The sequence below is a fragment of the Streptomyces sp. NPDC059832 genome, assembly GCF_042731715.1.
Classification (GTDB): domain Bacteria; phylum Actinomycetota; class Actinomycetes; order Streptomycetales; family Streptomycetaceae; genus Streptomyces.
In genome coordinates this window covers 363188-389747 of sequence record NZ_JBHWIY010000006.1, presented here as the reverse complement: position 1 = coordinate 389747, position 26560 = coordinate 363188, and the positions used below count along the sequence as shown (strand labels likewise).

The 26560-nt window shown below is 71.9% G+C and carries 24 protein-coding genes; 6 read left to right on the top strand and 18 right to left on the bottom strand.

Annotated elements, in window-relative coordinates:
- Positions 1-91: 91 nt before the first annotated feature.
- Positions 92-2473, bottom strand: a complete 2382-nt coding sequence (locus ACFV8T_RS14010; RefSeq protein WP_385327304.1) for a SpoIIE family protein phosphatase — start codon at positions 2471-2473, stop codon at positions 92-94.
- A gap of 159 nt (positions 2474-2632) precedes the next feature.
- On the opposite strand from ACFV8T_RS14010, the gene ACFV8T_RS14005 reads away from it, so the two are divergent.
- Positions 2633-3556 carry a metallophosphoesterase family protein gene (locus ACFV8T_RS14005; RefSeq protein ID WP_385327302.1) on the top strand — a complete coding sequence of 308 codons (924 nt, stop codon included), beginning with the start codon at positions 2633-2635 and terminating at the stop codon, positions 3554-3556.
- Here the strand turns inward: ACFV8T_RS14005 and ACFV8T_RS14000 are convergent.
- The 6 genes from ACFV8T_RS14000 to ACFV8T_RS13975 form a co-directional block, all read right to left on the bottom strand.
- A complete protein-coding gene (locus tag ACFV8T_RS14000; RefSeq protein WP_385327300.1) occupies positions 3534-3899 on the bottom strand; it encodes a VOC family protein in 366 nt (121 codons plus the stop codon). The genes ACFV8T_RS14005 and ACFV8T_RS14000 overlap by 23 nt on opposite strands.
- A 60-nt stretch (positions 3900-3959) precedes the next feature.
- Positions 3960-4862, bottom strand: a complete 903-nt coding sequence (locus ACFV8T_RS13995; protein WP_385327298.1) for a glycosyltransferase family 2 protein — start codon at positions 4860-4862, stop codon at positions 3960-3962.
- 103 nt (positions 4863-4965) lie between these two features.
- Entirely contained in the window at positions 4966-5367 is a 402-nt protein-coding gene (locus tag ACFV8T_RS13990) for a MazG-like family protein (protein WP_385327297.1), read from the bottom strand.
- A gap of 54 nt (positions 5368-5421) precedes the next feature.
- The gene (locus ACFV8T_RS13985; protein WP_385327295.1) at positions 5422-6339 is read right to left on the bottom strand and encodes a PhzF family phenazine biosynthesis protein; all 918 of its coding nucleotides are present in this window, start codon (positions 6337-6339) and stop codon (positions 5422-5424) included.
- An 80-nt stretch (positions 6340-6419) separates the two neighbouring features.
- The gene (locus ACFV8T_RS13980; RefSeq protein ID WP_385327293.1) at positions 6420-6887 is read right to left on the bottom strand and encodes a lamin tail domain-containing protein; all 468 of its coding nucleotides are present in this window, start codon (positions 6885-6887) and stop codon (positions 6420-6422) included.
- A gap of 113 nt (positions 6888-7000) precedes the next feature.
- Positions 7001-7774, bottom strand: coding sequence for an SDR family oxidoreductase (locus tag ACFV8T_RS13975; protein WP_385327291.1), 774 nt, complete (start codon positions 7772-7774; stop codon positions 7001-7003).
- A 261-nt stretch (positions 7775-8035) separates the two neighbouring features.
- Between ACFV8T_RS13975 and ACFV8T_RS13970 the strand changes: the two genes are divergently transcribed.
- Entirely contained in the window at positions 8036-9664 is a 1629-nt protein-coding gene (locus ACFV8T_RS13970) for an alkaline phosphatase D family protein (RefSeq protein WP_385327290.1), read from the top strand.
- A gap of 22 nt (positions 9665-9686) precedes the next feature.
- Here the strand turns inward: ACFV8T_RS13970 and ACFV8T_RS13965 are convergent, their stop codons facing one another.
- The gene (locus ACFV8T_RS13965; protein WP_385327378.1) at positions 9687-10691 is read right to left on the bottom strand and encodes a Gfo/Idh/MocA family protein; all 1005 of its coding nucleotides are present in this window, start codon (positions 10689-10691) and stop codon (positions 9687-9689) included.
- Between the two features lie 86 nt (positions 10692-10777).
- Between ACFV8T_RS13965 and ACFV8T_RS13960 the strand changes: the two genes are divergently transcribed.
- Positions 10778-12100 carry a multidrug effflux MFS transporter gene (locus ACFV8T_RS13960; protein ID WP_385327288.1) on the top strand — a complete coding sequence of 441 codons (1323 nt, stop codon included), beginning with the start codon at positions 10778-10780 and terminating at the stop codon, positions 12098-12100.
- A 53-nt stretch (positions 12101-12153) separates the two neighbouring features.
- Here the strand turns inward: ACFV8T_RS13960 and ACFV8T_RS13955 are convergent, their stop codons facing one another.
- Complete coding sequence (locus ACFV8T_RS13955) at positions 12154-12804, bottom strand: hypothetical protein (protein WP_385327287.1); 651 nt, start codon at positions 12802-12804, stop codon at positions 12154-12156.
- Between the two features lie 105 nt (positions 12805-12909).
- The gene (locus tag ACFV8T_RS13950; protein WP_385327285.1) at positions 12910-14217 is read right to left on the bottom strand and encodes a hypothetical protein; all 1308 of its coding nucleotides are present in this window, start codon (positions 14215-14217) and stop codon (positions 12910-12912) included.
- Between the two features lie 141 nt (positions 14218-14358).
- On the opposite strand from ACFV8T_RS13950, the gene ACFV8T_RS13945 reads away from it, so the two are divergent.
- The gene (locus ACFV8T_RS13945; protein ID WP_385327283.1) at positions 14359-15357 is read left to right on the top strand and encodes a small ribosomal subunit Rsm22 family protein; all 999 of its coding nucleotides are present in this window, start codon (positions 14359-14361) and stop codon (positions 15355-15357) included.
- 16 nt (positions 15358-15373) lie between these two features.
- On the opposite strand, the gene ddaH is transcribed toward ACFV8T_RS13945, so the two are convergent.
- Positions 15374-16258 (bottom strand): dimethylargininase, encoded by an 885-nt coding sequence (gene ddaH / locus ACFV8T_RS13940; RefSeq protein WP_353962564.1) that lies wholly within the window; start codon positions 16256-16258, stop codon positions 15374-15376.
- A gap of 384 nt (positions 16259-16642) precedes the next feature.
- Between ddaH and ACFV8T_RS13935 the strand changes: the two genes are divergently transcribed.
- Positions 16643-17389 carry a bifunctional DNA primase/polymerase gene (locus ACFV8T_RS13935; protein WP_385327281.1) on the top strand — a complete coding sequence of 249 codons (747 nt, stop codon included), beginning with the start codon at positions 16643-16645 and terminating at the stop codon, positions 17387-17389.
- Between the two features lie 57 nt (positions 17390-17446).
- Here the strand turns inward: ACFV8T_RS13935 and ACFV8T_RS13930 are convergent, their stop codons facing one another.
- The 7 genes from ACFV8T_RS13930 to ACFV8T_RS13900 all read right to left on the bottom strand — a co-directional run bounded on the left by ACFV8T_RS13930 (position 17447) and on the right by ACFV8T_RS13900 (position 24983).
- A complete protein-coding gene (locus ACFV8T_RS13930; RefSeq protein ID WP_385327280.1) occupies positions 17447-18385 on the bottom strand; it encodes a hypothetical protein in 939 nt (312 codons plus the stop codon).
- Entirely contained in the window at positions 18318-19289 is a 972-nt protein-coding gene (gene efeU / locus ACFV8T_RS13925) for an iron uptake transporter permease EfeU (RefSeq protein ID WP_385327278.1), read from the bottom strand. Before efeU ends, ACFV8T_RS13930 begins: the two co-directional genes overlap by 68 nt.
- 53 nt (positions 19290-19342) lie before the next feature.
- The gene (gene efeB, locus ACFV8T_RS13920; RefSeq protein WP_385327276.1) at positions 19343-20617 is read right to left on the bottom strand and encodes an iron uptake transporter deferrochelatase/peroxidase subunit; all 1275 of its coding nucleotides are present in this window, start codon (positions 20615-20617) and stop codon (positions 19343-19345) included.
- 19 nt (positions 20618-20636) lie between these two features.
- Complete coding sequence (gene efeO, locus ACFV8T_RS13915; protein WP_385327274.1) at positions 20637-21773, bottom strand: iron uptake system protein EfeO; 1137 nt, start codon at positions 21771-21773, stop codon at positions 20637-20639.
- 191 nt (positions 21774-21964) lie between these two features.
- Positions 21965-22807 carry a heme ABC transporter ATP-binding protein gene (locus tag ACFV8T_RS13910; RefSeq protein ID WP_385327273.1) on the bottom strand — a complete coding sequence of 281 codons (843 nt, stop codon included), beginning with the start codon at positions 22805-22807 and terminating at the stop codon, positions 21965-21967.
- On the bottom strand, positions 22804-23898 hold the full coding sequence (locus tag ACFV8T_RS13905; protein WP_385327376.1) for a FecCD family ABC transporter permease: 1095 nt from the start codon (positions 23896-23898) through the stop codon (positions 22804-22806). Before ACFV8T_RS13905 ends, ACFV8T_RS13910 begins: the two co-directional genes overlap by 4 nt.
- Before the next feature lie 5 nt (positions 23899-23903).
- Positions 23904-24983, bottom strand: a complete 1080-nt coding sequence (locus ACFV8T_RS13900; RefSeq protein ID WP_385327271.1) for a hemin ABC transporter substrate-binding protein — start codon at positions 24981-24983, stop codon at positions 23904-23906.
- Between the two features lie 133 nt (positions 24984-25116).
- Between ACFV8T_RS13900 and ACFV8T_RS13895 the strand changes: the two genes are divergently transcribed.
- The gene (locus tag ACFV8T_RS13895; RefSeq protein ID WP_385327269.1) at positions 25117-26514 is read left to right on the top strand and encodes an HtaA domain-containing protein; all 1398 of its coding nucleotides are present in this window, start codon (positions 25117-25119) and stop codon (positions 26512-26514) included.
- Positions 26515-26560 lie beyond the last annotated feature (46 nt).

Below are 26560 nucleotides of genomic sequence, written 5' to 3'. Positions count from 1 at the left end.
GAGCGCCGAGAGCGCCGAGGGAAGGCGTGATCGGCCGTTTCCGCGTATCCGCCGAAGCGTGCGTGGGCCAGCCGGTCCGCATGCGCGTGGGTCAGCCGCTCCGGGCATGAGGGGCGTGCGGGGTGTCCGGGAACGGCTGCTCGGCCCAGATCGTCTTGCCGCGCCGGGTGTAGCGGCTGCCCCAGCGCGTGGTGAGCTGGGCGACCAGATACAGGCCGCGGCCCCCCTCGTCGGTGAGGAGGGCCCGGCGCATGCGGGGCTGGGTGGCGCTGGGGTCGGAGACCTCGCAGGTCAGCTGTCCCGCTCGGATCAGCCGCACCTCGACCGGGCCGCCGGCATGGCGGATGGCGTTGGTGACCAGCTCGCTCAGCACCAGCTCGGTGGTGAAGACGAGCTCCTCCAGCCCCCAGGCACGCAGCTGGCGGGCCGCGTCCTGCCGTACCCGGGCGACGGCGACCGGGTCGGCGTCCACGGGCCAGACCGCCGTGTTCCCGGGCGGCACCGCGTGGGTGCGGGCGAGCAGCAGGGTGACGTCGTCGGCGAGTTGGTGCGCGGGACGGCCGGAGACGATCTCCTGGCCGAGCTCCCGCAGCGGTGCGGTGGTGGTGCCCGGCCGGGACAGCCGGCGGCTCAGTTCGGCCATGCCCTCGTCGAGGTCGCTGTCGCGTCCCTCGATCAGCCCGTCGGTGTAGAGCACGAGGAGGCTGCCGGGCGCCAGTTCGACCTCTGCCACCTCGAAGGGCAGACCGTTGACGCCCAGCGGCGGACCGGGGTTCAGGGACACGTACGAGACGCTCCCGTCCGGGGCCACGACGGCGGGCGGGGGGTGCCCGGCGGAGACCATCGCGCAGCGCCGGGAGACCGGGTCGTAGACGGCGTACAGGCAGGTGGCGCCGACCGGGTCTGCCCGGTGGCCGCCGGGTCCGCAGGACGCGCCGGGCCGGTCGGGTTCGTCGGGCTCGTTGGGCTCGTCGCGGAGCTGGGAGACCAGGTCGTCGAGATGGACCATCAGCTCGTCCGGTTCGAGATCGAGGTCGGCGAGGGTGCGGACGGCGGTACGGAGCCGCCCCATGGTGGCGGTGGCCCCCAGGCCGTGGCCGACCACGTCCCCGGCAACCAGGGCGACCCGGGCGGAGGACAGCGGGATCACGTCGAACCAGTCGCCGCCGACGCCGGTGGCGGTATCGGCCGGCAGATAGAAGCCGGAGGTGGTCACGGCGACGGTCTCGGCCTGCGCGGGCGGCAGCAGACTGCGCTGCAGGCCGACGGCTGCCCGGTGCTCCCGGGTGTAGCGGCGGGCGTTGTCCAGCGCGAGGGCCGCACGGGCGGCGATCTCGCACAGGAGGTCCAGGTCGGCCGATGCGTAGCCGGGCCGATCGGGGCCGCGCCGGACGGTCACCCGGCCGAGGAAGATGCCCCGGGCCCGCAGCGGGGCGGTCATCGACGCCGGGGAACGACCGACGGCAGGGGCGCAGTCGGCATCGGCCGGGACCACGGTGCCGGTCGGCACCTCCGCCGCCCCCTCCCCGGCCGCAGCGGTCCGGCGCAGCGGCAGCAGCCCGTCCTCGCCGGGAGCGGGCTCCTCGCCCGTGAACACCGACTCCGCGATCTCCACCACGGCGAGGTCGGCCAGTCCGGGCACCAGCACGGCGGCCAGTTCCTCACCGGTACCGGCGACGGACAGCGATCCGCCGACGGCCGCGGTGGCGTGATGCAGAATCGCCAGGCGCTCGTCCGAGCGGCGCTGCTCGGTGACGTCCGTGAACAGTGCGGTGACGCCGAAGACCTGCCCGTCCGGTGCCTGGAGCCGGAACGCCGAGATGGCCATCACCACCCCGCCGCCGGGATCCTCGATGGTCCGTACCGTCTCCTCCGCCAGGATCAGCGGCCGGCCGGTCCGCAGCACCTCGTGCAGCCGTCGCTCGACCGCCGCGGCGCCCTCGGCCTGCAGGAAGTCCCCCAGGCGCCGGTTGCGCAGGTCCGGCGGGAGGCCGGTGTACGGCAGCAGCTGGGTGTTGGTCCTGACCAGCCGCAGCTCCGCGTCGAACACGGCGAGACCCAGCCGGTCCTGCAGGAAGAGTTCCCGGGTGAACGCCTGGTCCTGCCGCCAGCGGTCGACCGTCCCGACCGGGGCCCAGAGCACGAGGTACCCGGTCGCGCCGTCGGCGGACGCCAGCGGCAGCGCGTGGAAGACGATGCCCAGGTCCTCGCCCCGGCCGGTGCGCACCACGGCCTCGCCGGACCAGGCGGTCTCCTGGTATCCGGCCGGCGGTTCGGGACCGGCCGCCGGGTTCGCGAGCAGCTCCAGGGCGGGACGGCCGCAGACCTGCTCGGCCGGAAGCGCGAACAGCTCCGCCGCCGCGGGTGTCCAGCCGATGATCAGTCCGTCCGCATCGAGCAGGGCCCCGGCCGCGCTGTCCGCGAACGGGAGCCCGTTGTGCCCGGGTGCGCCCGGGAGGGTCTTGCCGTCCACCTCGTTCTCAGCTCCCTCTCACGGCCCTGCCGGCGGTCCCGCGCCGCGTCCACGGACGTCTCCATCATGCCTCCGCTCGTTCCGGCCGCCAGTTCCGGCAGCCGGGCCGGTCCGCGGTGGGGCAGTATTTCGTTCAGGCACCTCGGCGGAAGGTTCTGCATGTCCGATCGCACCGATGGAAGCACCGGCTCGCTGCTGGCAGTGAGCGACCTTCATGTGGGGGTGGCGGACAACCGCCCCGTCATCGAGTCCCTGCGGCCCGATTCCGACGAGGACTGGCTGATCGTCGCCGGTGATGTCGCGGAGCGGATGGCGGACGTGGAGTGGGGTTTGCGGCTGCTCGCGGACCGGTTCGCCCGGGTGATCTGGACCCCGGGGAACCATGAGTTGTGGACGCCGGAACGCGATCCGGTCCGGCTGCGGGGCCAGGAGCGGTACGAGCACCTGGTCGGGCTGTGCCGGAGCCTCGGGGTGGCCACTCCGGAGGACCCGTACCCGTTGTGGCCGGGCCCCGACGGGCCGGTGGCCGTCGCGCCGGTGTTCGTGCTGTACGACTACAGCTTCCGGGCGCCGGGCACCACGACCAAGGAGGAGTCCCTGGCGTACGCGCGCCGGACCGGAGTGGTGTGCACCGACGAGTACCTGCTGCACCCCGACCCGTACCCGAGCCGCGACGCCTGGTGCCGGGCTCGGGTGGCGGAGACGGAACGGCGCCTCGCGGCACATGACCCGGAGGTCCCGCTGGTCATCGCCGGCCACTGGCCCCTGGTGCGCGAACCGATGGACGTCCTGTGGTACCCCGAGTTCGCCCAGTGGTGCGGCACGCGGCTCACCGCCGACTGGCACCGGCGCTTCAACGTGACGGCGATGGTCTACGGCCATCTGCACATCCCCCGCACGACCTGGTACGACGGAGTGCGCTTCGAGGAGGTCTCCATCGGCTACCCGAGGGAATGGCGCAAACGGGGCCACCCCAGGGGCCTGCTGCGGAAGATCCTCCCGTACGACGGCGACGGCGACGGCGACGGCGATGGTGACGGCGTGGCCGGGCCGGGGTCCGTCAGCGGTGGCCCAGCACGTTGACGACGCGGCCGTTCGGGTCGCGGACGAAGAAGCGGCGTACGCCCCACTCCTCGTCGCGCAACGGGTACACGATCTCCGCGCCGCTCTCCACCATGGCCGCGTGGGCCGCGTCCACGTCCTCCACCTCGATGCTCATGTCCGGTGTGACCGGGGCGGTCGCGTCGGCGCCCATGATGCTGAGCTGGGCCGTGGGGTGGGAGGCGGAGGCCAGCGTCATGATCCAGCCGTGGTTCATGACCTCCTGGAAGCCCAGCAGACCGTAGAACTGCGCGCTCCGCTCCATCCCTTCGGCGGCGGGGCCACCGGCGGTCCGGATGTTGGGGACGATTCTGCGGACGGACATCGGCAACTCCTGTCGCGGGACTGACTCCGTGCCACCCGTCATCGGCGGACCCGGAGCGGATCAGATGACCGGCGGCCGTCCCAGTTTCGTCATCTGCCACACCGTGCGCCACCGCATCGGCTGCCTTCGCCCGCACGGGGTACGGACACCCTCGGCGAAGCCGCCGGCCCAGGCGCGCAGACCCGTCGCCGACCGGGTGCGGGCCACGGTGAGCAGGGTCCAGATGCCCAGGTAGGCCGGGACCAGGGGGAGGGGCAGGTTCCGGCGGGCCAGCCAGACCCGGTTGCGGGCCGTCATCCGGTAGTAGACGGAGTGCCTGGCCGGGGAGGTCTTGGGGTGCTGGAGCAGCAGATCGGGCTCGTAAAGGATCTGCCAGCCCGCGTCGAGCGCCCGCCAGGACAGGTCCGTCTCCTCGTGCGTGAAGAAGAACTCCGCCGGCCAGGGCCCCGTCTGGGCGAGCATCTTCATCGAGAAGGCGTGGCCGCCGCCCAGGAACGCGGTGACCGGTCCGCGCCGCATCGGGTCGGAGGCGCGCAGGCGCGGTACGTGACGGCGCTGGGTCTCGCCGTGCTCGTCGGCGATCCGGAAGCCGATGATGCCGAGTCGCGGGTCGGCGGCGAACAGCTCCCGGACCTTGCGGAACACCCCGCTGTCGACCAGGAGTCCGTCGTCGTCGAGCTCGATGACGACATCCACGTCGCCGAACTCCGCCAGCTTGGCCAGGGCGACGTTGCGGCCCCCGGGGCAGCCCAGGTTCTCCGCCAGCTCGATCGTCGTCACACCGCCGGGCAGATCGGACAGGCCGGGAAACGCGCCGAAGTCCGGGAGGGGCGATCCGTTGCCCACGACGACGAGCCGGGCCGGACGGACGTCCTGCCCGGCCACCGAGGCCAGCAGGGCCTCGACCTGCTGCGGGCGGTCGCCCATGGTGATGATGGATACGGCGATGCGCGGTTCGGACACGGTCGGCACTCCTGGTCTCGCTGCGGTGTCCGCGATCGTAGCCCCAAGAGATCGTCGCCCGTTGTTCAGCCACCCGTTGCCGCCCTGCCGTGCCCCGTGATTCTCAGGGTGCGGTGCCGGGGGCCTGCCGGGACGGGCCGAGCGGGGACCGCGGACGTGCCGCGACGCGTCGCACATGCCGGTCGAAGACGGCCGCCGCGTCGGGGGTGAGGGTGCGCAGCGCGACCATCGCCGTCACGATGACGTCGCAGAGCTCGGCCTCCACATCCTGCCAGGAATGGCTGGCGCCCTTGCGCGGGTTCTGGCCGGTCGCCCCGATGACGGCCTGGGCGACCTCACCCACCTCCTCCGACAGCTTCAGCATCCGCAGCAGCAGATCCTGCTCGGGCGGGATGCCGGTCTCCGCGTCGAGCCAGCCGTGCAGCTCGTCGATCGTCCGCCAGGTCTCGTGGTCCCGGTCGTGGGGGGTGTCCTGCCGGGGGCGGTGGGTGCTCTGCTGGTCCATGGTGCTCAGCCTGCCAGCCGCGACCGGCCGGCCGAGCGTGTCGGCGCGGGCCCGTCAGTCCCCGATGCGGGTTCCCGTCCCGCTCACCCGCACCCGGGCGTCGCCCGCCCGCAGTTCGACCGTGAGCGTGCCGGGGCGGCCCATGTCCTCGCCCTGGTGGAGGGTGAGCAGCGCGGTGTCGGGAACGAGGCCCTCGGCGCGCAGATAGGCGCCGAAGGCGGCCGCCGCCGCGCCGGTGGCGGGGTCCTCGACGACGCCGCCGACCGGGAACGGGTCGCGGACGTGGAAGACGGCCGGCGCCGCCCGCCACACCAGCTGCAGGGTCGTCAGGTCCAGCCGGTGCATCAGCGCTTCGAGGCGCGCGAAGTCGTAACGGAGGTCGGCAAGCCGCTCACGGGTCGCGGCGGCCAGCACCAGATGGCGGGCGCCCGCGAAGGCGATCCGGGGCGGCAGGGCCGGGTCGAGATCGGCGGCCGGCCAGTCCAGAGCGGCGAGCGCCTCCGCCAGGTCGTCGGGGGCGATGTCCGCGACATCCGGTTCGACGCTGGTGAGCGTGGCGCGGAGTTCGCCGCCCTCCCGGGTGACGGTGACCGGGACCGTGCCCGCGCGCGTGCCGAACACCAGGTCGCCGGGGCCGTCGCGCTCGGCGAGCGCCAGGGCCGTCGCGACGGTGGCGTGGCCGCAGAACGGGACTTCGGCCTTCGGACTGAAGTAGCGGATGGTGTACTCCCGGGCGCCCGACGCCCCCGCACCGCCCGACGCTCCCGCACCGCCCGGCGTTTCTTCCCCACCCGCCTCTTCCCGCCCGGTCAGGAACGCCGACTCGCTGTAGCCCAGCTCCGCCGCGACGGCGAGCATGGCGGCGTCGTCGAGACCGGACGCGTCAAGGACGACCCCGGCCGGATTGCCGCCCTCCGGGTCGGCGGAGAACGCGGTGTAGCGCAGGACCTCGATACCTGGAATCTGACTCATGTCGCAGGTCAACCCTGCCGCGGCCCGGGGCATTCCCTTCCCGTCGGCAAGAAGGGGTGCCCCGGCCGCGGTCGCCCGGCTCAGTGGCAGTTCTTGGTGCCCTTGCTCGACTTCGTCCAGGAGCAGGAGTCCTGGAGCTTGCCGTTCGGCTTGATCAGCCGGGCCTTGTCGCCGGTGTTGTTCCAGACGTACGAACCGCGGTTCCAGTACACGTTGCCCGAAGCGTTCTTGCCCCGGCCGGTGTGGACCTTGACGGTCTTGCCCGCGGCGATGGTGTAGCTGCCGAAGGTGTACGTGTAACCGGTGTTGTCCTTCAGCTTGTAGCCCTTGAGCTGCAGCTTCGACTTGCTGTTGTTGTGGATGTCCACCCACTCGGCGTTGAGGGACGTGTTGCTGCGGGTGTCCTTGCCGGGGCTGTCGTACTGGATCTTGCCGAGGTGCAGCCCGCCCTGGTGCGGGGCGGCGGAGGCGGGGGCGGCGACGAGCAGCGAGCCGGCCAGGGCGGTGGCGGCTGCCAGGGCGAAGGGGGCCGCGGTGCGTATGCGCATGCTGTGTTCCTTGTGTGGAGTTTTGGTGAAGGAGTGTCAGCATAAGGGCAGCGCACGGCGACCCGGCGCGCGGGGGCTGCCGCCCGCGCCGGGGTGTTCGTCGGAGCGTCCCGTCAGCCGCGGCCCACGTATGGCATCGCCGTCGCCAGGACCGTCGCGAACTGCATGTTCGCCTCCAGCGGCAGCTCCGCCATGTGGAGCACCGTCCGGGCCACGTCCGCCGCCGCCATCACCGGCTCGACCGCGAGTTCGCCGTTGGCCTGGAGGACACCGGTCCGCATCTGCTCGGTCATGTCCGTGGCCGCGTTGCCGATGTCGATCTGCCCGCAGGCGATCCGGTACGGACGCCCGTCCAGCGACAGCGACTTCGTCAGCCCCGTCATGGCGTGCTTGGTCGTGGTGTAGGCGACCGAGTGGGGGCGCGGCGCATGGGCGGAGATCGAGCCGTTGTTGATGATCCGGCCGCCCTGCGGGTCCTGTTCCTTCATCAGCCGGTACGCCGCCTGCGCGCACAGGAACGCACCCGTCACGTTCACGTCCACCACCGCGCGCCAGTCCGCCACCGAGAGGTCCTCCACCGGGACGGAACGCGGGCCGAACGCACCGGCGTTGTTGAAGAGCAGATCGAGGCGGCCGAAGCACTCCCGCACCGAGGAGAAGAGCGCGCTCACGTCGTCGGGGCGCGACACATCGGCGGGGACGGTGATCACCCGAGCGTTCTCCCCGGCCAGTGCGGCGGTCCCGGCGAGGGGTTCCGGGCGCCGGCCCGCGAGCGCGACCGACCAGCCGGCACCGGTCAGGGCGAGCGCCACCGCGCGGCCGATCCCGGAGCCCGCGCCCGTCACGACTGCCGTCCTCGCATCGGAATTCAACACTTTGTTGTTCATGGCGCCGCAGCGTACGCCGTTCCTCCCCGGGTGCGCGTGAGGCCACATGGGGTCAAGGCGGCGCGTGGGGCGGCGCGTTCGCACGTCGGCCGGGCGCCGAAGATGATCATTGTCTCGTCTCGGACGCGTGTTTTGTCCCCGCGGACCCATTGCTGCCGCATTCCTCATCCACGCGACGCCCGAGCGACGCGAACACGACAGCCGCTCGATGTGCTGAGCCGGTGAACTGCTCGCGTACACCACCAGCCAGGGGAGGGTCAGATGACAGATTCATCGCACCAGCAGGAGATGCGCGAGGCCGCCAAGCAGGTCGGGCGCCGCCGCTTCCTCACCGTCACCGGCGCCGCCGCCGCGCTCGCCTTCTCGGTCAACCTGCCCGCCGCGGGCACCGCGAGCGCCGCCGAGCTGGACTCCAGGAAGATCGGCGACGACCCGTTCACCCTCGGCGTCGCCTCCGGTGACCCGCTTCCCGACTCGGTCCTGCTGTGGACGAGACTCGCACCGCGCCCCTACGAGGCCGGCAGCGGACTGCCCCGGGCCCGAGTGCAGGTGCGCTGGGAACTCGCCCGCGACGAGCGCTTCTCCCGCGTCGTACGGCGCGGATCGGCCACCGCCCACCCGGAGTTCGACCACAGCGTCCACGTCGAGGTCAAGGGACTCGACGCCGACCGCGTGTTCTACTACCGCTTTCGCACCGGGACGTGGACCAGCCCCGTCGGCCGGACCCGCACCGCCCCCGCCCGCGGCGCCCGCAACAGCTCGCTGAGCCTGGCCGCCGTCTCCTGCCAGGCGTACCACGACGGCTACTTCACCGCGTACAAGCACCTCGCCCAGGAGGACGTCGACGTCGTCTTCCACCTCGGCGACTACCTCTACGAGTACGCCGTCGACGCGACCGGCGGAGCCCGTAAGTACGTCGACCGCAGGCTCCCCGCCCACTACAACCGGGAGACGGTCACGCTGGAGGACTACCGGCTGCGGTACGGCCTCTACAAGTCCGACCCCGACCTGCGCGCCGCCCACGCCGCGCACCCCTTCGTCGTCACCTGGGACGACCACGAGACCGAGAACAACTACGCGGGCGACATCCCCGAGAACGACGTGCCGCCGGAGGAGTTCCTGCTGCGCCGCGCCGCCGCGTACCGCGCGTACTGGGAGAACCAGCCGCTGCGCGCCCCGCAGCGCCCCACCGGCCCGGACATGAAGCTCTACCGGCGCCTGCAGTTCGGCCGGCTCGCCCAGTTCGACATCCTCGACACCCGCCAGTACCGCAGCGACCAGGCGTACGGCGACGGCTGGCAGACGCCCGGACCGGAGTCCCAGGACCCGTCGCGCACCATGACCGGCGCCGCCCAGGAGCGCTGGCTGATCGACGGCTGGCACGCCTCGAAGGCCACCTGGAACGTCGTGCCGCAGCAAGTCACCTTCGCCCAGCGGCGCGACGTCCCCACCGACGCCTTCAAGGTGTCCATGGACGCGTGGGACGGCTACCCCGCCTCCCGGGGCCGCATCCTCAAGGGCGCCGAGGCCGCCGGGGTCGCCAACCTGATGGTGCTGACCGGCGATGTGCACGTCGGCTACGGCTTCGACCTGAAGAAGGACTTCGACGACCCCTCGTCCCGCACCGTCGGCACGGAGATCGTCGCCACCTCCATCACCAGCGGCAAGGACGGCTCGGACCGGCCCGGCAGCTGGAACAACCAGATGCAGGCCAACCCGCACATGAAGTTCTTCAACGGCCGCCGCGGATACGCCGTCGTCACACTGGGCCGGGACCGGGCGCGCGCCGACTACCGCACGGTGTCCGCCGTCACCACGCCCGGCGCCCCCCTCGCGACGGCCGGGTCGTTCGTCACCGAGGTCGGGAACCAGGGCCTCACCCCTGCGTGAGGCCCCTCCCGGACAGCCCCGGTCAGCCGAGGTCGTCGGCCGGGTAGCGGACGCCGACGCGGTCACGTACCGCGTCGAGCGTCCGCATCACGGCGAGCGACCCGTCCAGCGGCACCAGCGGCGACTCCGTCTCGCCCGCCCGCAGCGCCCGCGCCACCTCGGCCTGCTCGAACTGCAGGCCGCGCAGCCCCGCACCGGCCGCCCCGGCGGTGAACTCCTCGGGGTCGTGTCCCGCCCGGTGCAGCACGAACCGCTCCGGGTAGAAGAAGCCGCGCGGGAACTCGATCCGGCCCTTCGAGCCCGTGACCGCCGCGGTCTGCGGAGTGTCCGCGACGACCGAACAGTTCAGCAGCGCCGAGGCGCCCGCCTCCGACCAGCCCAACACCATCGCGGTGTGCAGATCGACGCCCTCGGGGGAGAGCACCGCGTCGGCCTGCACCCGGTCCGGCTCACCCAGCAGCAGATGCGCGAACGACACCGGATAGACCCCGAGGTCCAGCAGCGCGCCGCCGCCCAGCGCCCGGTCGCGCAGCCGGTGTTCGGGACCGAAGGGGCCCGCGAGCCCGAAGTCGGCCTGCACGGAGCGGATGTCGCCGATGGCGCCGTCCCGCACCAGCTCCGTCATGCGCCGGATGACCGGGTTGCAGTACGTCCACATGGCCTCCATCAGGAAGAGGCCGCGGTCCCGGGCCAGCTTCACCAGCTCGTCCGCCTCCCGGGCGTTGAGCGTGAACGCCTTCTCGCACAGCACGTGCTTCCCGGCCTCCAGGCAGAGCGCCGCCGCCTCCCGGTGCGCCGAGTGCGGCGTCGCGACGTACACCACGTCGACCTCCTCGTCGGCGGCGAGGGCGGCCCAGCTGCCGTACGCCCGGGGTATCCCGAACCGCTGTGCGAACGCCTGCGCCGAGGCATCTGTCCGAGATGCGACGGCCACCACTTCCGCGTCCGGCATCGACCGGAGATCCTCGGTGAACGCCGCGGCGATACCGCCGGTCGCCAGCACACCCCACCGCACAGCGCCGCTCATGCCTGTCATGTCTGCTCCCCAAAAGGTCTCGACCAGTCCGGCTGAGCTGAGAGCATAGATGCGGATTCAACGACATGGAGATGAGAATGCCGGAGAGCGGCGCAAGCCGGGCCCAGCAGGAACGCACACACATACCGACCGCCGGGACCGGAGCTTCGGAGCCCGGAACCACCGGCGCACTTCCCGGAAAACCGGCCGCTGCCGAAGCGGCCGGGCGCACCGGACTTCTCGTCACCCTCGTCCTCGGCGGCCTCACCGCGGTACCGCCGCTCTCCATGGACATGTACCTCCCCGCCCTGCCCGCGGTCACCCAGTCCCTGCACGCCCCTGCCGCCACCGTCCAGCTCACCCTCACCGCCTGCCTGACCGGCCTGGCGCTCGGACAGGTCGTCGTCGGACCGCTGAGCGACCGGTGGGGCAGGCGCAGGCCGCTGCTCCTCGGCATGGTCATCTACGTCCTCGCCACCGCGATGTGCATCTTCGCGCCCACCACCGGGCTTCTCATCGGCTTCCGCCTTCTCCAGGGTCTGGCCGGTGCGGCGGGCATCGTCATCGCCCGTGCCGTGGTGCGCGACATGTACGACGGCGTGGAGATGGCCAGGTTCTTCTCCACCCTGATGCTCATCTCCGGCGTCGCGCCGATCGTCGCCCCGCTGATCGGCGGACAGGTGCTGCGGTTCACCGACTGGCGCGGAATCTTCGCCGTCCTCACCGTCGTCGGCCTGGCGCTCACCCTCGTCGTCTGGAAGTGGCTGGGCGAGACCCTGCCGCCGCAGGACCGGCACACCGGTGGCCTCGGCGACGCGCTGCGCACCATGCGCGGACTGCTCGCCGACCGGGTCTTCACCGGTTACATGATCGCGGGCAGCCTCGCCTTCGCCACCCTCTTCTCGTACGTGAGCGCGTCGCCGTTCGTCATGCAGGAGATCTACGGGGCGTCGCCGCAGACGTTCAGTCTGCTCTTCGGCATCAACTCGGTCGGCCTGATCGTCGTCGGTCAGATCAACGGCAAGCTGCTGGTCGGCCGGGTCAGCCTGGACAAGGCGCTCGCCTTCGGGCTCTGCGTCATCACGCTCGCCGCGCTCGCGCTGCTGCTGATGACGACCGGGGTCTTCGGGGAGGTGGGCCTGGCCCCGGTCGCCGCCGGGCTGTTCGTGCTGATGTCGGCGATGGGGATGGCGATGCCGAACACGAACGCGCAGGCGCTGATGCGTACGAAGCACGCCGCGGGGTCCGCCTCCGCGCTGCTCGGCACCTCGTCGTTCCTGATCGGCGCCGTCGCCTCGCCGCTCGTCGGGATCGCGGGCGAGGACACGGCCGTTCCGATGGCTGTCGTCCAGCTGGTGTGCGCGGTGGGCGCGATGGTCTGCTTCCTCGGGCTGTGCCGGCCCTGGCAGCGGACGTCGTGAGGTGCGCGCCGTGACGCGGGGCCTGTGACGCGGGGCGGGCCCCGGTCCGTGGGTCAGCGCCGGGTCTCGCCGCTGATCAGGTCCGGCCCGAAGTGGCGGGAGAGCACGGAGGCGAGCGGCGGCACCGGACCGTCCTCCATCGCGAGCTTGAAGGTGTGGACCACGCAGGTCCGCACCGGATGCGTCGGCCCGCCGGGGTACCCGCTGTCGTCGGCGGACAGCGGCCGGTGCTGCGGGTGCGCCAGGGCGAAGCAGACCAGCATCGTGCGAGGGTCCTCGAACCCGAAGTACTCGGTGATCGCCCGGTTGCCGAAGTCCATGCGGTCGAAGACGACGGCGATGTCCTCGTCGCCGTACGGGGCGGCCCGCAGAGCCGGCAGCACGTCGAGGACCGCGTCACCGGAAGCGAGCAGCCGGGCCTCCTCGTGGGAGTCGCCCCAGGGCGGCGGATCGTCGTTCGGCGGGCACCCGGGGTACGTCTCGGTCCGCAGCGACGTGCCCAAGGGAGGCCGGTCCCAGCGGGCCTGCCCGCTGACGCTGCCCCAGTTCGGACTGGCGTTGACGCAGAGCTTCCCCGCGACGAGCGCCCACGGTGTCCGGACCACGCGCTCACGCGCCAGCTCGACCACGAGACGGCCGAAGGCCTCCGGCCGCAGGAGAGTCGGCTCGGGCGGTGCGATGAAGGCGTCGGTCCAGGTACCCATGCCCTCTTGTAGCAGCGGGGTCCGGAGCGGGGCGAACGGATTTCCGCGCCCCGCCCCGGACCCCGCGACGCCTCTCGACGTTCTCCGCGACGCCCCTGCGCCGCGCTACGACGACCTCGGGTAGCCGATCAGATGCGGGCGGTCCTTCTCGTCCGTCCAGCGGAACAGGCCGACACCGTCCGCCGTCTCCATGCCCGGGACCCGTACGTTCGACGGCAGGGCGCCCGTCGAACCGCTCCTGACGGCGACCGCGACCGGGGCGCCGCCGCCGGCCAGCACGTCCGCCGCGTTGCGTGCGCTCGCCGCGCCGTACGCGGTGCCCTCGTCGTTCACGGACGCCAGCGTCAGCGGCTTGGTGCCGTCCGCCCCCTCGAAGCAGAACCCCCGCTTCGTGGCCAGGTCGAACGCGAGCGGTCCGGCCACCAGGTAGGAGCCCGAGGGCGCGGAGACGAGCTGCGGGTACTGGCCCGGCTTTATCGCGGGCTTGCTGCACTCCACCGAAGCCAGGGTCTTGCCCGTCTCCGCGTCCTGCACCGCCCACATGTCGTGGGTGGTGGCGCGCTTGGCGCCCTTCGCGAGCTGCCACTTCGCCAGGATCAGACCCGGGATCACCGACGTCGGGATCCCGCTGAGCTTGTCCGTGCCCTTGGGGGCGACATTGCGGCTGAACCAGCCGCCCTGCACCCAGAACTCCTTGGACCCGCTGACCAGCAGGCCCTTCTGCGTCAGCCCGCGCACCTCGGTGAGCTGCTTGCAGGTCTTGCAGTCCTTCGGGTACTTGAGCGCGGCAGCCGTGACGTTCGACACCTGGCCGGTCACGGGGTCGACCACCGCGCTGTTCGTCCGGCCGTCGCTGATGAGGATGCCGGGGCCGGTGGTGGAGACCGTCGGAACGGAGTTCCACGGCACCTCGACGCGCCGCCGGGAACCGTCCTCCACGTCGTAGACATCCAGCGAGACGATGGTGTCGGCGGGGGTCAGCGCGTTCTCGCCGACCTTTCCGTACGCCCACGTCACGAAGTACTCGTGGTCGTCGACGGTGACCGGGAGGAGTCTCGGGAACTGGTGCGGGGAAGGAGGCCGCCAGCTCTCGCCGTGCCAGCCGTCCTCCCCCGTCTTGGAGTCGATGGTCCGCAGCTGGTACTTGGTCTCCGACTCCCGCACCAGATAGGCGAGACGGCCCGTCGTCCGGGAGATCGCATAGTCGGGCGAGGTCCCGATGAGCTCCCAGCCGTGCTCCGTCGCGTACGCGGAGGGAACGGTGAGCTGCGTCACCGTCGTCGGGCTCTTCCGGGCCTGCTTCTCCGGCTTGTCCGCGCTCTTCTCGCCGCTGCCGCACGTGGCGAGCAGAAGAAGCATGGCAAGCACGATCACTCCGCCGACCAGAGCCAGGCGCACGATCTTCTGTCTCATGGTTCCCCTCAATGGGCAATCCCGACCTCGCGGCGGTCAGCGTAGCAACTTGCGCAGGCATCGCGGCAGTTCGGATTCCGTGCAGTTCGGCGCGGATACCGGGGCGGGGACGACTGGGTCGGCTTTGCCTACAATTCGTCGGTGAATGCCACCCTCCCCACCGCGGAAGTCCTGCGCGCGGCGCTGGCCGGACTGCTCGACGGGCTGCCGCCCAAGCAGGCCGCCCAGGCCGTCGAACGACTCATCGCCAACTACCGCGGGACCACCCCGACCGACGCGCCGGTGCTCCGCGACCGTTCCGACGTCGCCGCGTACGCCGCGTACCGGATGCCCGCCACCTTCGAAGCCGTACGGTCCGCCCTCGCCGCGCTCCAGGAGGCCGCGCCGGACTGGACGCCCGCCACGCACACCGATGTCGGCGGCGGCACCGGTGCGGCGAGCTGGGCCGTGGCAGGGGCCTGGGAGGGGCCGCGGACGACCGTGCTGGACTGGGCCGAGCCCGCGCTCGCCCTCGGCCGCGAGCTGGCCGGCCTGTCCGGCATCCCCGCCCTGCGCGCCGCCGAGTGGCGCCGGGCCCGGATCGGCGCGGGGCTCGAACTCGCCCCCACGGACCTGATCACCGTCTCCTACGTACTCAAGGAGCTGACGGCGGACGTCCGCGCCGCCCTCGTGGACACCGCCGCCGCGGCGGCGCAGGCGGTCGTGGTCGTCGAACCGGGCACCCCCGACGGCTACGCCCGGATCATCGAGGCCCGCGACCGGCTGATCGCCGCCGGGCTGAGCGTCGCCGCGCCCTGCCCGCACAGCGAGGCCTGCCCGATCGAGCCGGGCACGGACTGGTGCCACTTCTCGGCCCGGGTCAGCCGCTCCTCGCTGCACCGGCAGGTCAAGGGCGGCTCGCTGCCGTACGAGGACGAGAAGTTCAGCTATGTGGTGGCGACCCGCTTCGGGACGGAGCCCGTCCGGGCGCGGGTCACCCGCAAGCCGCAGATCCGCAAGGGGCAGGTGCTGCTGGACCTGTGCACCCGCGACGAGGCCCTGCGGCGTGCCACGGTCACCAAACGGCACGGCGAGCTGTACCGGGCCGCCCGGGACGTCGCGTGGGGCGACGAGTGGCCGCCGCCCGGCGAGAACGTCTGAGGGGCGGCCCGCCCGCTCACCCCCGCAGCTCCTGCGTGCAGCACTTCACGCTGCCGCCGCCCTTGAGCAGCTCGCCCAGGTCCATCGGCACCGGTTCGAAGCCCCGCGCCCGCAGCGGATCGAAGAGCCCCGTCGCGGCCTGCGGCAGCAGCACGTGGCGTCCGTCGCTCACCGCGTTCAGGCCGAGCGCCGCGGCGTCCGCCTCCTCGGCGATCAGCGCACCGGGGAAGAGCCGGGCCAGCACCGCCCTGCTGCCCGGCGAGAAGGCGCCCGGGTAGTACATGATCTCGTCGCCCGCGTCGTCGAGCACGGACAGCGCCGTGTCCAGGTGGTAGTAGCGCGGGTCGACCAGATCGAGCCCGATCACCGGGCGCCCGAAGAACTCCTGCGCCTCGCCGTGCGAGAGCGGACTGGACCGGAAGCCCCGCCCGGCCAGGACGTACGACGCGGTGACCGCGAAGTCGCCCTCGCCCTCGTTGACGTGGTCCGGTTCATGGATCTCGGTGAAGCCGTTCGCCCGGAACCACTCGCGATGGGCCCCGGCCTCCTCGTACCGCTCCTGGTACGCGAAGCGGGCGCCCAGCACCCGGCCGTCGATGACGGTGGCGCCGTTGGCGGCGAACACCATGTCGGGCAGCTCGGGGCGGGGGGCGATCAGCTCCACGGTGTGCCCCAGGGCGCGGTACCGGTCGCGCAGGTCCTCCCACTGGGTCTGGGCCAGGGGGAGGTCCACGGGCTTGCTGGGGTCCATCCAGGGGTTGATGGAGTACGTCACCCTGAAGTGCGTGGGCGCGCACATCAGGTAGCGGCGGGGTGTGGCTTCACGAGGCAACGAAGGCTCCTCACGAAAGGCAGGGGTTGCCTGCCGGGGGACTTCGCACGGGTCTGTGCGTGAGCCCATGGTCCGCTCTCCGGGGCCCGCGCGCAGTGATCCGATCGGGTGGTTCCGCGCGACCGGGAGACGATACGCAGCGACTCGTCCCACTGCTGGATCGACCGGCATGGTAAAGACCCGGCAGCCAGACTCCGGCCGCCGCAGCGAGCGCTCGCGCCGCGCGGTCCATGACGCGGCGCTCGGCCTGGTCGCGGAGGTGGGCAACCCGAGGACCGCGACCACGCCCTGCGCAGGGCCGGCGCCCTGAGACGCACCCGTCATTTCATGACAAGAAGTGGCATAGTGCCCAGCTCGCGGCAGTGTCGTCCGTACCCCGCTTCGGGACTCCGGCCACCCGAGGCGCAGGATGGTGGGACCATGGGCAGGGGCAACGCTGAGGTAAGGGGATAGATGGGCGCCGATTTCGGCCGTTATCGCGGCTCAGAGAGCAAATTTTCCCAATGGCTTCGCCGCCGACCCAAACCGCAGCAGAGCGAGGTCGACGACGCCGCCCGGGAGGCGCTGCTCCTGGCCGTCGCCGAGGCCGGAATGCCGATCGCGCCGGCCGCCCATCCGGTCGGATACCGATGTTCGTGCGAACGCATCGGCTGTCCCACCCCCGCCCGGCACCCGATCTCCTTCGCCTGGCAGACACAGTCCACCACCGACCGGGCCCAGATCGAGCGCTGGGCCCGCAGCCAGCCGCAGGCCAACTTCATCACCGCGACCGGCATGATCCACGACGTTCTCGACGTGCCGCTGTCCGCGGGCAGCCAGGCGCTGGAGCGGCTCCTCGCCGCGGACATCGACGTCGGCCCCGTCGCCCGGTCCGGCGACGACCGGATGCTCTTCTTCACCGCTACCCGCGGTACGCCCGAGGACGAGGACGAATGGTGGCCGTGCGAGCTGGACTGCCACCCCGAGACCATGGACGAGCATCCGGGACTGCGGTGGCACTGCCGCGGCAGCTATGTGCTCCTGCCGCCGGCCCGGCTCCCCGGCGAACTGGACGTGCGGTGGGTGCGCGGTCCGGAGAACCCGCTGCCCGATCCGCTGACCCTGCTGGAGACGCTCACCGACGCGTGCGCGCAGTACGCGGACGAGGCGGACCAGAGCGATCTCGACCATGACTCGGTGGCGTGGCCGCTGAGCCGTTAGCGCACCGTCCGGATCACGACCGGGGCCGTTCCCGCACGCGGGGCGGCCCCGGTCGTGTCACGAGCCCTTCGCCGACGTCAGGCCCGGCAGCCTGTTCAGCACGACCACCTTGCCGCCGTCCTTCGTCGAGCCCTTCTTCGGGACGTACACCAGCTCGCCGGAGACCCGCTCCTTGGTGAGGGTGGACTCCACCTCACCGGTCAGCAGCGCCTCCACGTCCTGGTTGAGCGGCGGGCGCAGCCCCTTGGCCGCGGTCTGCCGCTCGAAGTGCTTGCTGCTGAAGAAGACCAGCGCCCCGCCGTCGTCCGTCTCCAGGCCGAGCGGGCCGAACGTACCGCTGTCCAGCGGCCGGTCGATGTACTGGTACGAGAAGCCCGCCCGCCGGGTGGTCCGGCGCGCCTCCCGCCAGCCCGAGGTGGCGGAGCCGGGGGCGAAGACGTCCGGGGTGCCCTTCTGCAGGTACTGCGTGTACTGGGTGCTCAAGTCCTCGGGTGCCACGGCCAGTTCGGTGCTGTCGGCGGCCACCGGCCTGGCCCGGCCCTCGCCGTCCTTCGCGAAGGACGGCAGCTGGGAGGTGGCGAGGACCGACAGATAGGAGGCCCTCCACCCGGCGCCGGGCCCGGACTTGACGAAGACGACCAGCCAGCGGGTGTCCAGCTTCCCGCTGTCCTGGTCGCGGTTGGAGTCGGTGTCCGCGAGGAACCACCGCGGCCAGCCGGCCTTCTTCGGGATGAGATACCGGGCGTCCGTCAGCTCCAGCGGCGAGTGGTCCGGGTTGCCGTCCGGATGGTTCTTCTGCCGCGCCTTCAGCCCGGCCTGGTTGATCGCACCGAGCGGGCCGGTGACCCGGTCCGCGTCCAGGGCCGGGTCGTACGCCTTGTCCGCCGCGTTGTACGCGGTGGTGAACGCCTTCAGGGCCTGCGCGGCCTCAGACCTGGTTGCCCCCGGCACCACTTCCAGCTCGCCGTGCACCGTCACGCAACCGCTCGCCGTCATGGACAGCACCGTCGCCGTCGCGAGCCCCGTCGCCAGCCGAATCGGCCTCAGGCTTCTCATCCGTTGCTTTCCGCACCTTCTGATCCGTCGCCCTTTCTGACCGTCCGAACCCTACCGGGGCGAGGAACAGCGCGAGGGTGGGGATCAGATACAGCGCCCACACCGTGATCTGGAGAACGGTCGGGTCGGGCTGGAAGTTGAACGTGCCCTTCAGCAGCGTGCCGTACCAGCTGTCCGGCGGAATCGTGGCGCTGATGTCGAACGCCTGGTTGTGGAGGCCGCCGATGAACTCGGCTTCCTGGAGGTCGTGGACGCCGTAGGCGAGCACGCCCGCGGCGACGATCACCAGCATGCCGCCGGTCCAGGTGAAGAACTTCGAGAGGTTGATCCTCAGGGCGCCCCGGTAGAACAGCCAGCCCAGCACGACGGCGGCCGCGATGCCGAGGAGCGCGCCGATCATCGGGTGCCAGCCGTCGTCCGCCGCGTGCACCGCACGCCACACGAACAGCGAGGTCTCCAGGCCCTCCCGGCCCACCGCGAGGAGCGCCGTGGCGACCAGCGCGCCGGTACCCATCGCGAGCGCCGCGTCGAGCTTGCCGTGCAGCTCCGTCTTCAGGTGCCGCGCGGTGCGCCGCATCCAGAAGACCATCCAGGTGACCAGGCCGACGGAGATGATCGACAGCGAACCGCCGAGCGCCTCCTGGGCCTTGAACGTCATCTCCTGCGAACCGAATTCGAGCCCGGCGCCGAACGCCAGGCTGACGACGATCGCGATCCCTACCCCGGTCCAGATCGGCACCAGCTTGTTCTTGTTGCCGGTCTTCACCAGATAGGCGATGAGGATGCAGACGACCAGGCTGGCCTCAAGGCCCTCGCGCAGGCCGATCAGGAAGTTGCTGAACACGTCTCGGTTCTCCTTTTCTGCTTCGAGTCCCGTTACTTCTGCTTCGAGTCCCGTTACGAGAACAGCGCCCGGCCCCACCAGTCGTCCTTGTCGCGGACGCCCGGCGGGACGGCGAAGTGCGCCGAACCCACGTGCTGGATGTACTCGTTGAGTGCGTCGTGCGCCGCCAGGCGCCGCTGGAGCGGGATGAACGCCTTGCGGACATCGCGCTGGTAGGCGAGGAAGAACAGCCCGGCGTCGAGCCGGCCGAGGCCGTCCGTGCCGTCGGTGAAGGAGTAGCCGCGGCGCAGGATCGTCGCACCGCCGTTGCTGTCCGGGTGGGCGAGCCGCACGTGCGCGGTCGGCAGCATCGCCTTCAGGAACGGCTCGTCGCGCTCCTTGGCCTTGCCGACCGGGGCGCCCTCGCCCTTGTCGCGGCCGAAGACGTCCTCCTGCTCCTGGAGCGGGGCGCGGTCCCAGGTCTCGATGTGCATCCGGATGCGGCGGGCCACCAGGTACGAACCCCCGGTCATCCAGTCCGCGTCGTCCTTCGGGCCGACCCACACGTGCTTGTCCAGGGCGGCGGTGTCGGTGCCGGAGATGTTCCGGGTGCCGTCCTTGAAGCCCATCATGTTGCGCGGGGTCTGGGCGTCCGGCGTCGTCGAGGATGTCTTGCCGAAGCCCAGCTGGGACCAGCGGATCGCGGTGCGGCCCATGCCGATCCTGGCGAGGTTGCGGATGGCGTGCACCGCGACCTGCGGGTCGTCCGCACACGCCTGGACGCAGAGATCGCCGCCGCTGCGGGCCGCGTCGAGGTTGTCGCCGGGGAACTTCGGCAGATCGACGAGTGCCTCGGGCCGCTTGTCCTCCAGGCCGAACCGGCCCTTGGCGAAGAGCGAGGGGCCGAAGCCGATGGTCAGCGTCAGCCGGGACGGCTTCAGCCCCAGTGCCTCGCCCGTGTCGTCCGGCGGGGCCTCGGCGAGACCGCCGTACGCCCCGTCGCCGACCGCGTGACCGGCCGTCATCCGCTCCGCCGCCCGCGTCCACTCCTTGAGCAGCGCGATCAGCTCGGCGCGGTCCTTCGTCGTCACGTCGAACGCGGCGAAGTGCAGCCTGTCCTGTACGGCGGTGGCGATACCGGCCTGGTGCGCACCGTGGAACGGCACGGCCGCACCGCTGTCCGCGGCCGGCACCGCGTCGTTCTCCGTGCGTACCGCGGCGACCGCGCCGCCGGCCGCGACGGCGCCCAGCGCGAGACCCGCGCCGCCCCAGCCGAGCAGCGCCCGGCGGGACGGGGCGGGACCGGAGGTCTTCTCCGGGGTTTCGCCGGTCTGTGTCTGGTCGGACATGACCAAAGCCTCCCGCTCGTTACTTCGTCACCGCGGCGGCGAGCCGGGACAGCGGCTCGGCCAGCGCGTTGACCGCGTCCGAGAGCTCCTTGCGGTCCGCCTTGCCGACCTTCTCGTACGAGGTGAACTCGTAGGAGCTCTTGTCCTTGCGGTACTTGTCCAGCAGCGTGTTCAGCTCCGCGAACCGCTTGTCCAGGGTGGCGGTCAGCGCCGCGTCGTTCTTCGAGGCGATCGGCTTCAGCAGCTCGTAGGACTTCTCGGCGCCCTCGACGTTGCCCTTGAAGTCGATCAGGTCGGTGTGGCTGTAGCGCTCCTCCTCACCGGTGACCTTGCCGGTGGCGACCTCGTCGAGGAGTTCCTTGGCGCCGTTGGCCATCGAGGTCGGGGTGATGTCGGCCGTGCCGACCCGCTTCTGCCAGTCGAGCAGGTCCTTGTAGAGGACCGGGGCGAGGGCCTTCTCCTCGGCGCCCAGCTTCTTGTCCTGCCACAGCGCCTTCTCCAGGCGGTGCCAGCCGGTCCACTTCTGGCCGTCCTCCAGGCCGTCCTCGCGGATGTCGACCTTCGGGTCGATGTCACCGAAGGACTCGGCGACCGGCTCGGTGCGCTCCCAGCCGAGCCGGGAGTCGGCGTAGATCTTCTTGGCGGCCTCGATGTCACCGGCGGCGACGGCGTCCGTGAACTTCTTGGCCTTCGGCAGCGTCTCGTCGGCCTGGGCCTGGACGTAGGTGCGGTACTCCGCGACGGCCTTGTCCATCTCGGGGCTGCGCTTGGCCGCGTTGCCGCCGGTGACCTCCAGCTTCTGCCGGATGCCGTGGCCCTTCATGCCGGGCTTGCAGGCGACCTCGTACGAACCGGCCTTGATCTCGGCCGTGATGGTGGCCTTGGTGCCGGGGCCGATGTTCTCGCGCTCGGCGACGATGCGGTCGTCCGGGAAGAGGACGTAGACCTCGGTGACCTTGGATCCCTTGTTCTGCACGGCCAGTTCGATGTGACCGGCCGGAAGCTTCTTCTTCGACACCTCGCAGGAGTCGTCCTTCGCGACGACCTGCAGGGCGCCGTCGCCCTTGCCGTCGCTCTTCTGTGCGCAGCCCGTGACGGCGGTCAGAGCGGCCACCGTGGCGGCAGCGGTGACGACGGAGAAACGAACGGCTCGCATACGGGCTCCACATGAGGACGAAGGAGAAGCGGGAGAAGATCCGGACAAAGTCAGGTGAGGCGGACCTAACTTAACCGAGGCTTACCTGAGCAATAACCACCCGTGCAGTGATTCAGCTCTCATCCGGGCGGCACGGGAACGGGGCGGTCACGGGTGACCCATGAATCACCCAAGTAAAGGTCAAGCAGTGGTCAAGTCCCTCTTGTCGGTACGACGAGAGGCGCCCCGGTCCGCGGGTGCGGGAACACCTCGACCGGCTGCCGGTAGACCTCGCCGAGCAGCTCGCCCGTGAACACCCCGGCGGGCGGCCCCGCCACCGCGATCCGCCCGTCGTGCAGCACGGCGGCCCGGTCCGCGTACGCCGCGGCGAGACCCAGATCGTGCAGCACCACGACGACCGCGTCCCCGGCGGCGGCCCGCTCCCGGCAGATCCGCAGCACCAGTTCCTGGTGACGCAGATCGAGCGCGGCCGTGGGCTCGTCGAGCAGCAGCAGCGGGGCGCGCTGCGCCAGCACCCTGGCCAGTGCGACCCGGGCCCGTTCGCCGCCGGACAGGGCGGAGAAGGGCCGCGCGGCGAACTCGGTGACCTCGGTCGCCGCCATCGACGCGGCGACGGCGGGATCGTCCTCGTCCGCCCGCTCCGTTCCGGCCCACGGCGCCCGCCCCATCCGTACGACGTCCTCCACCGGGAACGGGAACGACAGCGCGGCGGACTGCGGCAGCACGGCCCGGCGCAGCGCCAGTTCGGCGGCCGACCAGTCGCCGACCGGGCGCCCGTCGATCCGGATCTCACCGCCGGCCGCGGGCAGATCGGCGGCCAGCGCCGCCAACAGGGTCGACTTGCCCGCCCCGTTGGGCCCCACCAGCGCCAGCACCTCGCCCGCGTGCGCGGTCAGATCGATGGAGTCGAGCACCGTCCGCGGCCCCAGCAGCACCCGCAGCCCGCGCGCCTCGGCGACGGGGGAGCCGGGGGCGACGGGAGCGGGCAGCAGGCGCCGTACGCGTACCCGGAACGGATTCTTCAGGGACCTCATGCCCAACCACCTTGCTTACGACGGGTCCTGCGCAGCAGCCAGAAGAAGAACGGGCTGCCGAAGAGCGCGGTCAGCACACCGAGCGGCAGCTCGGCGGGATCGGCGACGGTACGGGCCGCGAGATCGCCCACCACCAGGACCAGGGCGCCGCCGAGCGCACTGCCCGGGACGAGGAAGCGGTGGCCGGGGCCGTTCGCCATCCGCAGCAGATGCGGCACCAGCAGCCCCACGAACGAGATGATCCCGGCGACCGCCACCGCGGCGGCGGTCAGCAGCGCCACGACGAGCACGAGCACGATCCGGAGGCGTTCGACATCGACCCCCAGATGCCGGGCGGGCCGCTCGCCGAGCGCGAGGAGGTCCAGCTTCCGGGCGTGGAACGGCGCGACGAGCAGCCCGAGCACCGCGCACGGCAGCACCGCGAGCACCTTGGGCCAGGTCGCCTGGGCCAGCGAGCCCAGCTGCCAGAAGGTGATCTGCGAGATCTGCGCGTTGTCGGCGAAGAAGATGAACAGCCCGATCAGCGCGCCCGCGAAGGCGTTGACCGCGATCCCGGTGAGGATCAGCGTCACCACCTCGGTCCGGCCGCCCGACCGCGACAGCGCGTACACCAGCAGCACGGTCGCGAGCCCGGCGGCGAACGCGCAGACGGTGACCGTCCAGTTGCCGAAGAAGTTCAGCCCGAGCGCGATCGAGGCGACCGCGCCGACCGCCGCACCGGAGGAGATCCCGATCACTCCGGGCTCGGCGAGCGGATTGCCGAACACTCCTTGCATCAGGGCGCCCGCGCAGCCCAGCGACGCCCCGACCAGCAGGGCCAGGACGACCCTCGGCAGCCGTACGTTCCACAGCACGCTCTCGCCGACCCGGTCCAGCGCGGCCCCGCCGAGGCCGAGCCGGTGCTGGACCGAGCCGAGGACGTCGCCGAGCGGGATGCTGTACGCGCCGAGTCCGGCGGAGAGCAGACAGCACACCAGGAGGGCGGCGAGCAGCCCGGCGGTCAGCGCGAAGGACGAGGAGCGCCGGGGCTTCGGTGCCATCGGCCCTTCCGGTGTCGCGGCGGCGTCGGCCCGGGTGTGTTCCGGGGACATGGTGGTCACTTGTCCGCCCCGTCCTCCGGGTGGAGCTGCGCGATCAGTTCGCTCAGCACCCGGTCCGTGCGCGGGCCGTAGTTCAGCAGCACCCCGTCGTCGATGGAGACGATCCGCCGGTCCATCCCGGCCGGGGTCTCGGCGACGCCCGGGATCTTCACGAGTCCGTCGACGCCGCCCACCGAGTCGAGCCCCTTGCTCATCACCAGGATGGCGTCGGGGGCGGCCTTGGCGAGTGCCTCGCTGGTGATGGCGGTGAAGTCCTTCGTCAGCCCGGACGCCTTGCCCGCGTCGACGGCCCCCGCCGCTTCCAGGAGCGAACTCGCGCCGGACTCCCGGCCGCCCAGCAGGTACACCGAGGCCGAGCCGCGCAGGTAGAGGAAGGCGACCCGGGGCTTCTCGTGCCCGTCCGCCGGGGCGGGCACGGACTTCCGTACGGCGTCGATACGCGACTGGGTGCGCGACTCCAGTTCGGCGCCCGAGTCCGGCACGCCCAGGGCCGCCGCCACGGTGCCGATCCGGCGGCCGACGTCGGAGAGCTGCTGGGCCGGTTCGACGACGACGAGCGGGATGCCGGCATCCCGGATCTGGTCGATGGCCTCCGCCGGGCCGGTCGTGGGCTCGGCGAGCACGACGGTCGGCCTCAGTGACAGCACGCTCTCCGCCGAGACGTCATGGGCCCGGGTCACCACGGGGAGTTTCGCGGCCTGTTCGAAGGTGGCGGTGATGTCGCGGGCCACGACCCGCTTGCCGAGGCCGAGCGTGAAGACGATCTCGCTCAGGCCGCCGGTCAGCGGAACGATCCGGTCCGTCGAGGCGACGGTGACCTCGGCGCCGTCCGCCGACTTCACCGTGACGGGCAGCTGTGGCTCCGGCGCGGTGGTGAGGGGTTCGACCCGGTCGGCGGCGGCCCCGGCAGCGGCGGCGGGCGCCTTCGTGTCCGTACCGCCGCCGCAGCCCGTCAGGACGAGGGCCAGGGCGAGAACGGCCGTCAGGGCGCCGAGCGGTCCACGGCTCCCGGACCGCCCGCGCCCCGGCCGTCGGCCGCCCTGACCCGGTGGGGCGAAGTCCTGCGAGAAGCGCACTGGGGCACCGTCCTGTTGTCGTGCGTGGGCAGTTGGTCATGGTTCGCGAGCGATGTGGTGGAAGGGGTACCTCCACGAGACGCGCATTGCTTAGGTTAGCCTTACCTCAGTTTCCAGACCTCGGAGGGGTTCCATGCTGCCGTCCAGACCTGCCCGCGCACTCGCCGTCACGCTCCTGACGGCGGTGCTGGGAGTCCTGCTCCCCGCCACCGCCGCGCAGGCGGCGGGCCGTACGGTGCAGGGCGGCAGGCTGGACTGGGGCATCAAGTCCTCCTTCCAGAGCTATGTCACCGGCCCGATCGCGAACGGCAGTTGGAGCCTGACCGGTGGCGCCGCCACGGTCGGCGGCAGCCAGTTCCGCTTCCACTCCGCCACCGGTTCCTACGACCCGGCGACCGGCGCCTTCGCCTCGGCCTTCGCCGGCGGGGTCCACTTCCTCGGCCACCGGAAATCCGACGGCAGCCATGAACTGGACCTCACCATCAGCCGTCCCACCGTCCGCATCGCGGGCGGCGGCGGCACCCTGTACGCCGACATGGTCAGCAAGGACCGGGGGAGCGGCCGGGTGACCTCGGCCGCCCAGGTGCCGCTCGCGACGCTCGGCCTGTCCGGGATCGACATGAAGGGCGGTACCACCCCCGTCGCCCTCCGCAACGTCCCGGCGACCCTGACCGCACAGGGCGCCAAGGCGTTCGCCGGCTACTACACGGCCGGCACCCCGCTCGACCCGGTCAGCCTCTCCGTGGACACCTCCGCCCCGGCCGGGAAGCCCGCCGCCTCCAAGTCCCCCGGGAAGAAGCCGGAGCCGAGGAAGACCGCGACGGCCGCCGGACGCTTCGAGGACGCCGCCGTCGACTGGGGTGTCCGCCGGACCTTCCGGGAGTACGTCACCGGCTCCATCGGCAAGGGGAAGTGGACCCTCGCCGGGGGCGCCCAGGACGGCGGGGCGCTCTTCCGCTTCCCGCGCGGCAAGGGCACGTACGACCCGGCGAAGCAGACCCTGGACGCCGAATTCGCGGGCAGCGTCCGGTTCACCGGCGCCGACGGGCTCGATCTGGAACTGTCCGCCGTCGCGGTCCGGGTGAAGGCGGGCAAGGGCACGCTCCTGGCCGACGTCCACGGCGACGGCGACCGGCGCAAGGCCGTCCCGCTCGTCACCTTCACCGCGAAGGACTTCGCGCCGAAGAACGGACTCGCCGTCCTCACCGAAGCCCCCGCCACCCTCACCGCCGACGGCGCCGAGGCGTTCGGCTCGCTCTACCGGGCGGGCACCGCGATGGATCCGGTCTCGCTGGCCGTCGCCGTCGATGCCGGGGCCGAACTGCCCGCCCTGCCCGACCTGGGCAGCGCCCCCGACCCGGCCTCCGAGCCGTCCGCCGCATCGACGGAGAAGGCCACTCCCGCCGCGGCTGCGGCAGCCGGCTCCAGCACCGGCCTGTATCCGGTCCTCGGCGGCGCGGGCGTGCTCGCCGTCGCGGCGGGCGCGCTGTACCTCGCCCGTCGCCGCGGCACCCCGCGGAAGACCGACTAGACCCCCGTCCCCCATCTCACCCCCTGTTCCTGAGGAGACCAACGAC

Coding starts and splice junctions, on each gene's coding strand:
- ACFV8T_RS13975 (WP_385327291.1), bottom strand. CDS start 7,774: ATGAACAACAAAGTGTTGAATTCCGATGCGAGGACGGCAGTCGTGACG.
- ACFV8T_RS13930 (WP_385327280.1), bottom strand. CDS start 18,385: ATGACGGCGAGCGGTTGCGTGACGGTGCACGGCGAGCTGGAAGTGGTG.
- ACFV8T_RS13965 (WP_385327378.1), bottom strand. CDS start 10,691: ATGAGCGGCGCTGTGCGGTGGGGTGTGCTGGCGACCGGCGGTATCGCC.
- ddaH (WP_353962564.1), bottom strand. CDS start 16,258: ATGGGCTCACGCACAGACCCGTGCGAAGTCCCCCGGCAGGCAACCCCT.
- ACFV8T_RS13980 (WP_385327293.1), bottom strand. CDS start 6,887: ATGCGCATACGCACCGCGGCCCCCTTCGCCCTGGCAGCCGCCACCGCC.
- ACFV8T_RS13950 (WP_385327285.1), bottom strand. CDS start 14,217: ATGAGACAGAAGATCGTGCGCCTGGCTCTGGTCGGCGGAGTGATCGTG.
- ACFV8T_RS13935 (WP_385327281.1), top strand. CDS start 16,643: ATGGGCGCCGATTTCGGCCGTTATCGCGGCTCAGAGAGCAAATTTTCC.
- ACFV8T_RS13905 (WP_385327376.1), bottom strand. CDS start 23,898: ATGTCCCCGGAACACACCCGGGCCGACGCCGCCGCGACACCGGAAGGG.
- ACFV8T_RS13990 (WP_385327297.1), bottom strand. CDS start 5,367: ATGGACCAGCAGAGCACCCACCGCCCCCGGCAGGACACCCCCCACGAC.
- ACFV8T_RS13895 (WP_385327269.1), top strand. CDS start 25,117: ATGCTGCCGTCCAGACCTGCCCGCGCACTCGCCGTCACGCTCCTGACG.
- ACFV8T_RS13960 (WP_385327288.1), top strand. CDS start 10,778: ATGCCGGAGAGCGGCGCAAGCCGGGCCCAGCAGGAACGCACACACATA.
- ACFV8T_RS14000 (WP_385327300.1), bottom strand. CDS start 3,899: ATGTCCGTCCGCAGAATCGTCCCCAACATCCGGACCGCCGGTGGCCCC.
- efeO (WP_385327274.1), bottom strand. CDS start 21,773: ATGCGAGCCGTTCGTTTCTCCGTCGTCACCGCTGCCGCCACGGTGGCC.
- efeB (WP_385327276.1), bottom strand. CDS start 20,617: ATGTCCGACCAGACACAGACCGGCGAAACCCCGGAGAAGACCTCCGGT.
- ACFV8T_RS13985 (WP_385327295.1), bottom strand. CDS start 6,339: ATGAGTCAGATTCCAGGTATCGAGGTCCTGCGCTACACCGCGTTCTCC.
- ACFV8T_RS13970 (WP_385327290.1), top strand. CDS start 8,036: ATGACAGATTCATCGCACCAGCAGGAGATGCGCGAGGCCGCCAAGCAG.
- ACFV8T_RS13910 (WP_385327273.1), bottom strand. CDS start 22,807: ATGAGGTCCCTGAAGAATCCGTTCCGGGTACGCGTACGGCGCCTGCTG.
- ACFV8T_RS14005 (WP_385327302.1), top strand. CDS start 2,633: ATGTCCGATCGCACCGATGGAAGCACCGGCTCGCTGCTGGCAGTGAGC.
- ACFV8T_RS13955 (WP_385327287.1), bottom strand. CDS start 12,804: ATGGGTACCTGGACCGACGCCTTCATCGCACCGCCCGAGCCGACTCTC.